Origin of the sequence: uncultured Nostoc sp., assembly GCF_937863485.1 — a bacterium.
GTDB lineage: Bacteria > Cyanobacteriota > Cyanobacteriia > Cyanobacteriales > Nostocaceae > Nostoc.
In genome coordinates this window covers 12,463-24,768 of record NZ_CALMFY010000169.1, presented here as the reverse complement: position 1 = coordinate 24,768, position 12,306 = coordinate 12,463, and the positions used below count along the sequence as shown (strand labels likewise).

Sequence of the window (12,306 nt, the reverse complement as noted above, 5' to 3'; positions counted from 1 at the left end):
TATAAATTCAATAACTTAAGGCTCATTCGATGAATTAAGCTCTCAAATCACGGATAGTTGTCATTTTCTCGATTTTCGCTTTAGCATAAGCTTGAGCAATATGAAATTCTCTTCTTTTATGCATTAAGAAAGTGGTAAGATAACCAACTTGGAAAACACAGGTTGTTTATTTGTAAAGTATCAAGCAATTAGAGAAACTAGCAAACCTTCTACAACATAGTAGTATTATATTATATTTTATCCCTACACCTTGTTTTTACTCTCTTAGCCCAAGTTGGGGAAATGCAAATCATTGGTTGAGATATTGCCAAAAAGTTCGCCTTTTAGCATAAACCGATTTTTCTAAGGGTAAAGCTCTCAATATAAGTGGTACTAACTTACAATATTAACAAGAAATAATTCACGAGTCAGTCGCCAGAATGGGCTGCACCCTGCTACGCTAACAGAATTGAATTTGTAGTACAAGCGTAGATGAATAAACGGGTTTAAGTTCCTCACCAAATTTTCTATTTGGTGGTCAGCTTTCGTAGTGGCGGGTCTGAATCCTCCACTGATCGCATTCTGACAGGAGGCGGAGCGTCTTTGGCTTTGCTCTTGTATTTTGACTTCTGAATTCTTCAAAGCCTTATCAACAATCAGTGTAATATCAAGTTTGGGTGATTACTTATTTATAAATAAGATATATCAATGTAAGTTGGGTTGTAGCAAGATCCCCGTAGGGGTACGGCAGTGAAACCTAACATGAACTTGAAACAAATGTTGGGTTATTCTGCGGGAAGCCCCTTTGGTTCTACGTTCCTCAAACGCCACTTGCTTAGTTGTCGGGAAACCGCAGACGCTCTCTACGAGACGCTGCGCGAACGCTATCGCCTTTGGGAGAAGGGCGCAGTGGCTCCCCAATCTACAGATATTATAAGTATTTAAGCGAACCTGATATAAGAACTAAAGCATTGAAGAAATTGAAATAAACATGGACATGAACAAACCTGCTACTCTCTAAATTTTTTACAAATAGCAGAGAGGACAATTAACTTGAGCTTTTTAATATGTACAGAATCAACATTTCACAACTACCTTTCAAATTCAAATACTTTAGGTATTTAGTAGGGTGTGTTATCGGCGAGAGTACGGCACCTAGAATTAGAGGTGGTGCGTTAGCCTTTGGCATAACGCACCCTACGTATATTTCAAAAATCAAATATCAGTCCTATAGCGGAGAGGACAATTAACTTGAGCTTTTTAAGATTTACATAGTCAACATTTCAGAACTACTCAAACTCAAATACTTTAGGTATTTAGCAATTTTATTTTTTCATTTAATATCTCCAAGGATAAGTTAGAAAAAATTTAAGTTTTCTAAATCCAAATTACTGCTAAGAAGTAGGAAATTAGAATAAATCCAATACCAAGAATTCCGCTACTCAAAAGCAAAACTAATTGACTGAAAACAGACATTTTATAAGTCATAAAATTAGTCCTATCGTTTATCAAGTTCATTAGTAGCATTTCCAAAATAATGATACCCACCAATAAATGACCCAGATCATTACTTATCAAAACTTAGACTACTATATCTAAAACATTAATTAGAGCTAGTTAGCATGAGCACGAATGAAGATTATTGGTAATTGCTAAAATGCCAAGCACAGCAACGAAATCATTAATAACTATGGGTTTAGCAAAGCATAGACTAAACCCAGCTAAGAGAGCATGTTGATACATATCTTCAGTTACAGTGCCTGTCAGAGCGATCGCTGGTACTACTTTGCCACGTTCTCCTGTAAGTGTTCTTACTTGTTGAATCAGAGCATAGCCATCCTCCTTTGGCGAGGAAATACCATTCAAGAGGATATCAGGTTGCCATTGCTCAAATATTTCCAGAGCTTGCTCTCCTAAAGATGCCGTTTGCACCTTCACACCATAGGATTGCAACATCGGCGTCAACGAATTGCAGAAATTGACATCATTATCTACAAGAAGTACTCGTAGCCCTTCAATAAATGAAGGATTAGTAGGAAATCTATTATTTAAATCCATCTCAGTTCCAAAATTGAGATTTTCTTGAGCCTTGGAATTTCCTTAAGCAGTACATCTATTGTGCTTGCTTGAAGTTCAATAAACGTCTCACCAGTAGGCACAAAAACGCTGAACAGGCTATTACCTTTGAAAATATCTACTCCCTGAGCAGCTTTGATTGCAGCAACTAGGATACTAAAGATATTATTTCATGGCAGCATCGCCCAACTATTTATTTGTCCCACTAAACATAATTTTTATTAACAGATTTGACTATAACATCCTTTTGTTAAAGCTCATGTTTGAATAAATGTTTTAATAACGTATAAGTTGTATAATTTGTATAAATTTACCAATAAATATTATATAAAAATTTAAATTTTTCTGTTGGTTTTATTCGTTTATATTATTTGTTTATTCTGCTATATTATTTGTTTATTCGGGGATTTCATTTGTTTATTCGGCGATCGCATTTGTTTATTCGGCGATCGCATTTGTTGATTCGGCGATCGCATTTGTTGATTCGGTGATCGCATTTGTTGATTCGGTGATCGCATTTGTTGATTTAGCGATGCCTGCGGCGCGCTACGCCAACGCATTTGCTGATTGCACCTGAGTCGCAGAGGTATAGGTTTTGCGTAGTAAAACCTTTTAAACCTCATCTATGTTGAGAACCGTAGTTTTTGCCCTCACCCTAAATCCCTCTCCCAAGTAGGGGGAGAGGGACTTCTTTGCGGCTCCCCTTCTCCCAAATTTGGGAGAAGGGGCTGGGGGATGAGGGTTTTTTGTTTTCACACGGAAAGAACTACAAGTTTTCAAGGTGGACGCGGTTTAGACGCATTATTTTTGATTGTGGCACTCTCCACTCGAAATAAATATTTTTGCTTTTGGGCATAAATAAATTTATTTGCTCTGAAACTCTTTTTGCACCTTGTATTCTAAGTAAGTCGGTACAATAAAACCAAACTGTGTGAAGAAAAGTAAACAAGGCTCAAACTCTTTTTCCCCCTGCCCCCTGCTCCCTTGTCTCTTCGGTGACGGATAAGATAAAGAGGTAACGTAGCTCCTCACACAAGTAGCAATGACTTCAACCCTACGGAAATTTCCTCGTCTTAATACCCCAACGCTGCATCAGTTGCCCAATGGTTTGACAATCATAGCGGAGCAAATGCCAGTTGAAGCTGTGAACCTCAACGTATGGATTAAAGTTGGTTCAGCGGTAGAATCTGATGCCATTAACGGTATGGCTCACTTTTTAGAGCATATGATTTTTAAGGGAACAGAACGGCTGGCTAGCGGTGAGTTTGAACGGCGAATTGAAGAACGGGGTGCTGTTACCAATGCCGCTACTAGCCAAGACTATACTCATTACTATATAACCACTGCGCCCAAAGATTTTGCCGAGCTGGCTCCACTACAAATAGATGTAGTATCAAATGCTAGTATTCCTGATGATGCTTTTGAACGGGAGCGATTAGTAGTTTTAGAAGAAATTAGGCGTTCAGAGGATAATCCCCAACGACGGACATTTCGACGGGTGATGGAGACAGCGTATACTGAGCTACCTTATCGCCGTGCGGTATTGGGGCCGGAATCGGTGATTGCCGAACTTAAACCCCAACAGATGCGGGATTTTCATACTAATTGGTATCAACCCCAGTCAATTACTGCTGTAGCTGTGGGCAATTTGCCTGTGGAAGAATTAATTGCAACCGTTGCTGAAGGATTTACAAAACTCAGTACAGACACGATTAATCGCGTCTCTCCTCGCTCACCAGTACAGACGGCATTAATCGCGTCTCTGCCTCCTGAGTTACCATTTACAGAAATTGTCCGTCGAGAATTTGTAGATGATAGTCTCCAGCAAGCAAGGCTAGTGATGGTTTGGCGGGTTCCAGGAATGACTCAGTTAGATCGCACCTATGGACTGGATGTTTTAGCAGGAATTTTGGGACACGGACGGACATCAAGACTGGTGAGGGATTTACGAGAAGAACGGGGATTGGTTTCTTCAATTTCTGTGAGCAATATGAGCAATCAGTTGCAAGGGACATTTTATATTTCAGCTAAATGTGCAGTGGAAAATTTAGCAGAAGTAGAGGATGCGATCGCTCAACACATTCGCAAAGTTCAAACCGAGTTAGTCACAGAATCAGAAATTGCCCGTGTGCGGCGGCGAGTAGCTAACAGATTTATATTTGGCAATGAAACACCAAGCGAGCGCTCTGGGTTGTATGGTTACTATCAGTCCTTGCTAGGAGATTTAGAACCCGCCTTTAACTACCCAGATTATATTCAGAGCCAAGATGCAACTGACTTGATGCAAGCAGCCAAAGAGTATCTTTCCCCAAATGCTTATGGTGTAGTTGTCGTCAAGCCGTAAATTAGAAAATAGGGCATTGGGCATACGTGAATTCGATGAGTACTGTTTTGACCCCTCTCCAAACCTCTCCCCGAAAGGTCGAGAGGCTTAAAAAGCTGATTTTTGTGTTGCTCCTCCCTTTCCGCTTCGGAGAGGGAGGCTGGGAGGGAGAGGTCTGTTGAATTCCCGTTGGGTATGGGGAAGAAGAGAATAACCAATAACCAATTCCCAACGCCCAGTTACTAATCCAAAATCCAAAATCTAAAATCCAAAATTGCATGATGTGGACTCAAATCGATGCTCAAATTAGCCAGCTGACTGGTGAAAAATTTCAGAGTCAGCAACGGCGATCGGTTGGTGGCGGGTGCATCAACCAAGGTTATGCTGTTTCCAATGGTGAGATAACCTACTTCGTCAAGCTTAATCAAGCATCCGAAGTTGCGATGTTTGAGGCTGAGGCATTGGGTTTAAAGGAAATGCTAGCAACGGCTAGTATCCGCGTCCCAAAACCTCTAAGCTGGGGTGTAGCTGGAAATTCTAGTTACATCGTGCTGGAATGGTTAGAACTTGGTAGCAGTAACAGCAATTCGTGGGAAGAGATGGGGCGCAAGTTAGCGGCGATGCATCAAGCTAGCAGTAGTGAAGGTTTTGGTTGGAAAATAAACAATACCATTGGTTCAACGCCCCAAATCAATACTTGGACAGTAGACTGGGCAGAATTTTATATTAAACATCGCCTGGGTTATCAATTTCAGTTGGCAAGGCGACGGGGAGGAAATTTCCCTCAACAAGAAAAATTACTAGCAGCTATCCCGGAACTATTGGCGCACCAGGTGCAACCTTCTTTAGTACATGGCGATTTATGGGGCGGAAATGCTGGGTGTACAGCTTTAGGAGAACCCGTGATTTTTGATCCAGCAACTTATTTTGGCGATCGCGAAGTTGATATTGCCATGACAGAATTATTTGGTGGATTCCCCGCAGCGTTTTACAAAGGTTACAACGAAGTCTTTCCTTTAGATGCAGGCTATGAGCAGAGAAAAACGCTCTATAACCTGTATCACATTTTGAATCACTTCAATTTATTTGGGGGCAGTTATGGTTCCCAGGCGAACCGGATGATTGACCAGATTTTGCGCTAAGTACAGCATTTTATTAATTCCTAGCGAATTAAATTTAGCAATACCCTACAATGCCAATGTGTCGGGATGCATTGTTAATGCATCGGCCGCTTTATTAATGCGTCGGCTTGCATTGTTAATGCATCAGCTTGCATTGTTAATGTATCGGCTTGCATTGTTAATGTATTGGCTTGCATTATTAATGCATCGGCCGCCTTATTAATGCATCGGCTTGCATTGTTAATGTATCTCAATACAATGCCAATGCATTCCCTTGGAATGTTAATGCGTTCCCCTGCATTAAAAACACTACGCTTTTACGCAAAACTGTAGTAAGTACTGGATTGCAGAAACACAGGAACACCCGATTGCTTGATTCATATGATGTCCGCCAAATTAGCCATAAGAAAAGAACCCCACCCCCAACCCTTAAGAGCAGGCTCTTAGGTTAGCTCAAGCGTAGCTTTGGCTCTTTGAGCTTGGGGGTATTATGATTAATTGCCCGGACATCATATCACTGCTGCAAATCATCACCTCCCTCACTCTGGAAGAACGCCTTAATAGGTAACAAAAAACAGGAGGATGGTTATTGCTTGGAGACTGATGCTACCTTAAAGCCACAAATTGATTTACCATCACCGCCAATGCCAAGATACCCAAAATCGTCATTAATCCCGCAGGCATAAACTTGCGTGTTTTAGCCAGTCGAAATCCAAAGACGACTACTAAAACAGCAGTAATTAACCCTGCTAAAATCGAACCCCAGGTTTGTCCTTGGAATTGAAAGTAAGCGGCAAGTATTAGTAATAAACCGCTAATGCTACCGCTTAGGAGTGAAACCTTACTTTTAGCCTGAATGTAGCCAATAATGCCACCAACAATCGCTAATATGCCGTAGGCAAGAGCAGCAATCATACTTAAATTCATTGTTAAAACCTATGTAGACTTTGACTTTACTGCCAGGGTCAGCAGACAATTTACCATAGTTATTTAGCTATACCACACAGTTTATTGATGGACAATCAAGCAATGCCAATCACAAATACTTCTTCATATACAAAGGTTCAATATCTCCAGCGCCAAGCAGCCTCACTTTTACTCTACCAGTCTGTTCTGCAAGGCGAAGTGGGGATAGCATTTCTGGAACTGTTGCAAGCTATACGTTACACTGACGCCGATGCACGCGGTTGCCTTCAAGCCTACGGCAGTTACTTCTACGCTTTGGCTGCTAGAAATCAAAACTGGGAAGACTATTTAATCACTCAACTTCTTTTCTCTAAGAATCCTTTTACAAGGCTGGCTGAAGTGCGAGAATTTGAAGATTTGCCCCCAGCAATAGTTGCAGCAGTTGAGCATGATTTACAAATATTGCAAAGTCTCTATAAATGTAGCAGCGCTTCTTTGAGTGAGTGGATACAAGGCGTAGCTCATATGCCGGTTTCACCAGTAGTGTGGTATAAAGAGCAAGAATTGGTAGGAGTAGAGACATTCGCTACATATCTACAAGAGTTAGATAATTGGGGTGATGCTGTAGAAGAGTTAGCAGCTTATTATCGGCAATGTGGCTCTGGTTTATTTGCAGAATATCGCGCTTTACGCTGGCAAGCTGGGCAGTTTATCGGTATTCGGTATTCTGACCCAGTTAAGCTGAGTGCGCTTGTGGGTTACGAGTCTCAAAGAGATGCTTTGCTAAAAAATACAGAGTTTTTATTATCAGGAGAGATGGCACTGCATGTATTACTTTACGGTAGTCGAGGTTCTGGCAAATCTTCTTTGGTGAAATCTTTGTTGAATGAATATAGTAATCGCAGCCTTCGCTTGTTGGAAGTGTCAAAATCTGATTTAAAAGACTTACCAGAAATTGTGGAACATTTACGGGGAGTGTCACAAAAATTTATCATCTTTGTCGATGACCTTTCATTTGAAGAAGATGATGATGCCTTTAAAGCCCTCAAGGTAGTTTTAGAAGGTAATTTAACCGCGCGGCCTGAAAATGTAGTCGTTTACGCTACTTCCAACCGCCGCCACCTGATTCGGGAGTTTTTTGTGGATAGACCTGCACCTAAGGATAACGAGGAAATCCATGCCTGGGATACGATGCAGGAGAAACTTTCGTTTAGCGATCGCTTTGGTTTAACCTTGACTTTTGAACCAGCCAATCAGAAAACTTATTTAAAGATTGTACAACATCTAGCCGCACAAGCTGAAATCAATATTACTCAAGAAGATTTGGAATTTCAAGCATTACAGTGGGCAACTCGCCATAATGGTCGTTCTGGACGGACAGCACGGCAGTTTGTAGATTTTTTAAAAGCAGATTTAAGGCTTTTTAATGTAAATAAAGATACATTAAACACTTCTGATTAAAATTAGTTCATTAATGATTGCACTTTTTTGTTACTTACAGAACAATGTTATGTACCAGTAACTAAAATTAGATATTTCAGAACGACTATGATACCAAATTTGGGAAAAAAGTCTTGTTTCACCAAACAGAACAACAGATTGAAACTGTTTTTTAGTAAGTATTATTCTCTGTATATTCTAATTACGAATTATGTTAGTGCAGCGTAAAGCCTTCTCTTCTCCCTACAGCGCTTCTTCTAAAAGAGACGCTGTTCGCGTTCGCTCGTTAGCGAGTCTGTAAGCGTCATTACGAATTATAAATTAGTATGAGAGCTACTTATTCTGATAATTTAACTACGCTAAAAACCAGCAATATGCAATCAGTAATGATCAGCAATCGATTTATCTTAGGGATAGTTGCCTTTAGTGTGAGTTTTGGCCTTAGCCTCGTCCCAAACTGGGATTTTAATAAAGCCTTTCTCACAGGTGTAATTACTGCCGTTATTATCTATGCAGCAGCATTATTCGTAGATAAGCGACGCAGAAATTATGAAATGTTTGTTTTAGGTTCTCTCCGCAAGCGAATTAAAGAAATGGAGGGATTGAAGGCTCGTGTTGTCAGAGAAATTAATCAAATCGAAGAACATCATAATTTATTATATGCTGAGTCACAACATCTACAAAATCAAGTCACAGAAAGCCGTAACCAAAGGGATAGTATACATCGAGAATTAAGAACATTTGCCGGGCAGAAAAAGCAGTTAGAAACTGAAATTAATAATCTGCAAACTGAAATTAATAACTTGCATAAAAATCAAGCAGAATTGAACAATGCTTTTTCTGTCCTCACAGCAGAGAAGCGCCGTCTAGAGTCGAATTGTAATGGATCTCGCACTGAAATTACTCAGTTGCAAAGTCAAATTTCCAAACTTCAGCAGGAGAAACAAGAAGTTGAAAGCAATTTAACTCTTTTGGGCAGACTCAAACCCCAATTAGAAGAAAAACTATATGAACTACGAATTGCAATTCAAGAACTAGAAGTTAAAACAAGCCAAAAAAATCAATTGCTGGTAGCAACAAAAACCGAAAGAGAAAATATCCAAGCTATCCTGAATTATTCACAAACCCAACTAGTAGAAAAAAAAGCTGAATTACAGGAGTTGCTAGGGCAAGTTTCATTATTACAAGAAGAACGAGACTCATTACAAAATCAAGTATGGGAATTACTTCAACAAATAGAAACATTCAATCAAGAGCCTTTGTCTGATAATTCCCCGGAAGATGATCCTGAATTGTTTCCTTTTTCTGAAATAATGGAAACTACAGCAATCAGAGATACTTCAGAAATTGAAACATCAGAGAATATACCTGAAGAATGGACTAATTTTTTAGAAAATCTTCCCCGATCTGAACTAGAGGTATTAAAAGCTATAGTCGAACAAGATAATCCCAAGGCTGCTATTAAAAAAATTGCCGAAGCAAACATCACTATGCCGAATCTGTTAATCGATTCTATAAATGAACGGGCAAATGATATTATTGGTGAATTAATTATTAATTCAGATTTGGAAATTCCAAAAGTTTACCCTGAGCATATAATGTATGTCAAAAAAATGATTGCAATGTATGAAGACTTTATGGCTAGACATGCTTCGTCAAATTAAATTATTATTGCTGTCGTCAGATTAGTAGTAAGGTGAATATGTGCCTTACCTACTTACTGCGTGCTTCTGCATTTAGAATAAAGTGATGTGTAATATATGGCAAAGCTTAAAATCTCGAAAAAAATCTCCACTGCTTTAATCAATTCCCTTGGTGCGGGGGTAGTACCAAGAGTGGGAGTTGAACATATAGCAGTAGGTCGAGAAAAAGAACTAAAAAGCCTATTACAAAATCTCGATGATATTGCAGAAGGTGTAGCAGCATTTCGCTTCATAATTGGTAACTACGGTTCTGGGAAAAGTTTTTTACTGCAACTAATTCGCAACCGTGCTATGGAGCAAGGTTTTGTAGTAGCTGATGGTGATTTATCCTCTGAACGCCGATTAGCAGGAAGTAACCATGAAGGTGTAGCCACCTATCGAGAATTAATGAGCCACCTAGCTACAAAAACTCGTCCTGATGGTGGTGCTTTAGTCTCAATTTTAGAAGGATGGATTAATAAAATTCAACAAGAAGTGGTTAAAGAAAGTGGAATGCGTCCGAATGACGATGGCTTTGATGACCAAGTTGAATCGAAAATTAGGGAAGTAGTTCAGTATATTGAAGACTTAGTTCATGGATTTAATTTTGGTAGCGTTATAATCGCTTATTGGCGTGGCTACCGATTGGATGATGATAATTTAAAAAATGCGGCGATGCGCTGGTTCCGTGGAGAATTTACTACTAAAGTTGAGGCAAAAGCAGCTTTAGGAGTGCGCGTGATTATTGATGATGATAGTTGGTATGATTACATCAAACTATTTGCTAAATTTGTAGCTGAAATTGGCTATAAAGGACTGTTAATTATACTTGATGAAGCTGTACATTTATATCAAATATCTACTACAGTCACGCGGGAAAAGAACTATAATAGACTTTTAGCAATGTTTAACGATACCATGCAATGTAAAGCAGAACATCTTGGTATTGTTGTTGGTGGAACAACTAAATTTTTAGAAGATCCCAAACGGGGACTTTTTGCAGACCAAGCTTGGCAAAGACGTACAAAAGAAAGCCGTTTTGTTGCACAATCTGGTGTTCAAGAGTATTTGGGGCCAGTAATTCGATTGAACCCATTGAGTGAAGTAGAAATTTTGACGCTTTTGCAGCGTTTAACTGAGATTCATGCACTCAATTTTGGGTATGAACAGACTTTGACAAATCGTGAGTTGAAGGAGTTTGTGCAAGAAACTATTAATCGCTTGGGTGCAGAAGCATTACTCACACCAGGAGAAATTGTGCGAGATTTTATGAGTGTGCTAAATATTCTTCACCAAAATCCAGGAATTGCGTTTGGTGAATTAATTCATGGTTCTAAATTTAAACCTACTGCTATGGGTAAGGATGCAGATGTAGATGAGGATGGCGCAGCGGAATTTAGTCTGTAATTATTGCTAGTAAGAGCATCTCCGACAAAAGAAGCAACTGACGCGACACAAAGAGAAGAAAGAGAAGGAAAAAATTTCTTAACCCAAGCGTATTCTTTCAAATACTAATGAGTAAACCTCTGACAAAAGTCAAAATCTATCATCAAATTCATCTGTTTTGAGGATTGATTAAAATAGCTTTTGGTTGATTAGCATTAAATAGAGAAGCAGACAACAGAATAATCGGTTTGTTTGTTTGGTTTTCTGCATAATGAACCATTCCGGCAGATTCAACTAAAGAATCTCCAACTGTAAGCTGTATAGTTTTCCCTTTTTGAAGAATCAATTCTGTGCCGTTAGCTTTCGTTACTTTAGCTTTTCCTTCCACAACGGTATAAGTTAAAGTTCCCGCTTCTACTCGTTCAATCTGCATTCCCGGATGAGTATGAGTAGGGAGTTTTGTTCTTGGTGCGATGGTGTAGCGTACAAGTTCAAGAATCTGCTTTTGATCTTGAGTAGGATAACCACTCGCTAAAACTTCACGGTTAACAGATTTAGTGTAAGTATTGGGTGAGGAGATTTCTTGGCTCTTAACAACTACACTGCCAAAAGCCAGGATAGCTAAGGGGAGAATCAGAGACAGTTTTCTCATCTTAAAAGTTTTTTGTTTGGGCAATACCTTTAATTAAATCATTTTGTATTTAGTTTGTCTAATAAGCCTAAGTAGCTTAACTCGCTTTAGAAGACGAGCGAAAATTATTCACCTGCAATCTCTGGAAACAATCTACTCAAGTCCAATAATGCATTTTCAAATCCAGGAATCGCCACTGACTGGTTAGATAGAAAAATCTGCTTGCTGAGATAGCTAAACTTACTTTGAGCATTCTGATATGGCTGGCTATGACGCTCAAGTTGACGAGCCGGCAAATTCACAATCCAGTAATCAGAAATTCCGGCTTCTGCATACAATGACAGCTTGGTTGTTTGGTCGTAATCTATTGTTTTATCCGAAATTTCAATCACGAACAAAATATCTTCGGGATAGGGATGATGAGCGAGATAATCTTCATCTTTTCCTCGTGCGATCACAACATCCGGCTCAGGCTCACTTTGATTAGAAAGGGTGATAGGATCTTGTCCACGGATGACTGCTTGTAGACGCGAAGCGGCTTGTCGCCAGACATCACCTAAAAGCCGATCCAATTGACGGCACAGGATAGAACTACAAACTGTATGAGGTGTTCCCTTTGCTGTCATTTGAATCAGTTCTCCTCGAATTAACTCAATATGATTGGCCTCTGTGAGAAATCCGAGTTCAATCAATCGATGGTATTCAGCGATCGTAAATCGCTTAGGTGTCACAGCATTCATGAGACATTCTTCCTATGGCACT

Annotated in this window: 11 protein-coding genes; 6 read left to right on the top strand and 5 right to left on the bottom strand. The window is 39.6% G+C overall.

Going from position 1 to position 12,306, the window contains the following annotated elements; genetic code table 11:
• Positions 1-741 precede the first annotated feature (741 nt).
• Positions 742-924, top strand: a complete 183-nt coding sequence (locus tag Q0541_RS22695; RefSeq protein WP_298915716.1) for a hypothetical protein — start codon at positions 742-744, stop codon at positions 922-924.
• A gap of 672 nt (positions 925-1,596) precedes the next feature.
• Here Q0541_RS22695 and Q0541_RS22690 read toward each other — a convergent pair.
• Both Q0541_RS22690 and Q0541_RS22685 read right to left on the bottom strand, forming a co-directional pair.
• Complete coding sequence (locus tag Q0541_RS22690; protein WP_298915714.1) at positions 1,597-2,037, bottom strand: response regulator; 441 nt, start codon at positions 2,035-2,037, stop codon at positions 1,597-1,599.
• A gap of 401 nt (positions 2,038-2,438) precedes the next feature.
• On the bottom strand, positions 2,439-2,615 hold the full coding sequence (locus tag Q0541_RS22685) for a hypothetical protein (RefSeq protein ID WP_298915710.1): 177 nt from the start codon (positions 2,613-2,615) through the stop codon (positions 2,439-2,441).
• Between the two features lie 482 nt (positions 2,616-3,097).
• On the opposite strand from Q0541_RS22685, the gene Q0541_RS22680 reads away from it, so the two are divergent.
• The gene (locus tag Q0541_RS22680) at positions 3,098-4,399 is read left to right on the top strand and encodes a pitrilysin family protein (protein ID WP_298915706.1); all 1,302 of its coding nucleotides are present in this window, start codon (positions 3,098-3,100) and stop codon (positions 4,397-4,399) included.
• A gap of 260 nt (positions 4,400-4,659) precedes the next feature.
• Positions 4,660-5,520, top strand: coding sequence for a fructosamine kinase family protein (locus tag Q0541_RS22675; protein ID WP_298915793.1), 861 nt, complete (start codon positions 4,660-4,662; stop codon positions 5,518-5,520).
• A 585-nt stretch (positions 5,521-6,105) separates the two neighbouring features.
• Here Q0541_RS22675 and Q0541_RS22670 read toward each other — a convergent pair.
• Positions 6,106-6,426, bottom strand: coding sequence for a TMEM14 family protein (locus tag Q0541_RS22670; protein ID WP_298915703.1), 321 nt, complete (start codon positions 6,424-6,426; stop codon positions 6,106-6,108).
• A gap of 87 nt (positions 6,427-6,513) precedes the next feature.
• Between Q0541_RS22670 and Q0541_RS22665 the strand changes: the two genes are divergently transcribed.
• The 3 genes from Q0541_RS22665 to Q0541_RS22655 all read left to right on the top strand — a co-directional run bounded on the left by Q0541_RS22665 (position 6,514) and on the right by Q0541_RS22655 (position 10,934).
• Complete coding sequence (locus tag Q0541_RS22665; protein ID WP_298915700.1) at positions 6,514-7,866, top strand: ATP-binding protein; 1,353 nt, start codon at positions 6,514-6,516, stop codon at positions 7,864-7,866.
• 353 nt (positions 7,867-8,219) lie between these two features.
• Positions 8,220-9,509, top strand: a complete 1,290-nt coding sequence (locus tag Q0541_RS22660) for a tellurite resistance TerB C-terminal domain-containing protein (RefSeq protein ID WP_298915697.1) — start codon at positions 8,220-8,222, stop codon at positions 9,507-9,509.
• Between the two features lie 96 nt (positions 9,510-9,605).
• Positions 9,606-10,934: an ATP-binding protein gene (locus tag Q0541_RS22655; protein ID WP_298915694.1), complete on the top strand. Its 1,329-nt coding sequence runs from the start codon at positions 9,606-9,608 to the stop codon at positions 10,932-10,934.
• Positions 10,935-11,082: 148 nt separating this feature from the next.
• Here Q0541_RS22655 and Q0541_RS22650 read toward each other — a convergent pair whose 3' ends face one another.
• Complete coding sequence (locus Q0541_RS22650; RefSeq protein ID WP_298915691.1) at positions 11,083-11,565, bottom strand: cupin domain-containing protein; 483 nt, start codon at positions 11,563-11,565, stop codon at positions 11,083-11,085.
• Positions 11,566-11,669: 104 nt separating this feature from the next.
• A complete protein-coding gene (locus Q0541_RS22645; protein WP_298915687.1) occupies positions 11,670-12,284 on the bottom strand; it encodes a Uma2 family endonuclease in 615 nt (204 codons plus the stop codon).
• Positions 12,285-12,306 lie beyond the last annotated feature (22 nt).

Excerpts from the sequence above, each read along its gene's own strand:
- Q0541_RS22690 (WP_298915714.1), bottom strand. The coding sequence starts at position 2,037 with ATGGATTTAAATAATAGATTTCCTACTAATCCTTCATTTATTGAAGGG.
- Q0541_RS22670 (WP_298915703.1), bottom strand. The coding sequence starts at position 6,426 with ATGAATTTAAGTATGATTGCTGCTCTTGCCTACGGCATATTAGCGATT.
- Q0541_RS22675 (WP_298915793.1), top strand. The coding sequence starts at position 4,660 with ATGTGGACTCAAATCGATGCTCAAATTAGCCAGCTGACTGGTGAAAAA.
- Q0541_RS22660 (WP_298915697.1), top strand. The coding sequence starts at position 8,220 with ATGCAATCAGTAATGATCAGCAATCGATTTATCTTAGGGATAGTTGCC.
- Q0541_RS22650 (WP_298915691.1), bottom strand. The coding sequence starts at position 11,565 with ATGAGAAAACTGTCTCTGATTCTCCCCTTAGCTATCCTGGCTTTTGGC.
- Q0541_RS22695 (WP_298915716.1), top strand. The coding sequence starts at position 742 with ATGAACTTGAAACAAATGTTGGGTTATTCTGCGGGAAGCCCCTTTGGT.
- Q0541_RS22645 (WP_298915687.1), bottom strand. The coding sequence starts at position 12,284 with ATGAATGCTGTGACACCTAAGCGATTTACGATCGCTGAATACCATCGA.
- Q0541_RS22685 (WP_298915710.1), bottom strand. The coding sequence starts at position 2,615 with ATGCGTTGGCGTAGCGCGCCGCAGGCATCGCTAAATCAACAAATGCGA.
- Q0541_RS22655 (WP_298915694.1), top strand. The coding sequence starts at position 9,606 with ATGGCAAAGCTTAAAATCTCGAAAAAAATCTCCACTGCTTTAATCAAT.
- Q0541_RS22665 (WP_298915700.1), top strand. The coding sequence starts at position 6,514 with ATGGACAATCAAGCAATGCCAATCACAAATACTTCTTCATATACAAAG.
- Q0541_RS22680 (WP_298915706.1), top strand. The coding sequence starts at position 3,098 with ATGACTTCAACCCTACGGAAATTTCCTCGTCTTAATACCCCAACGCTG.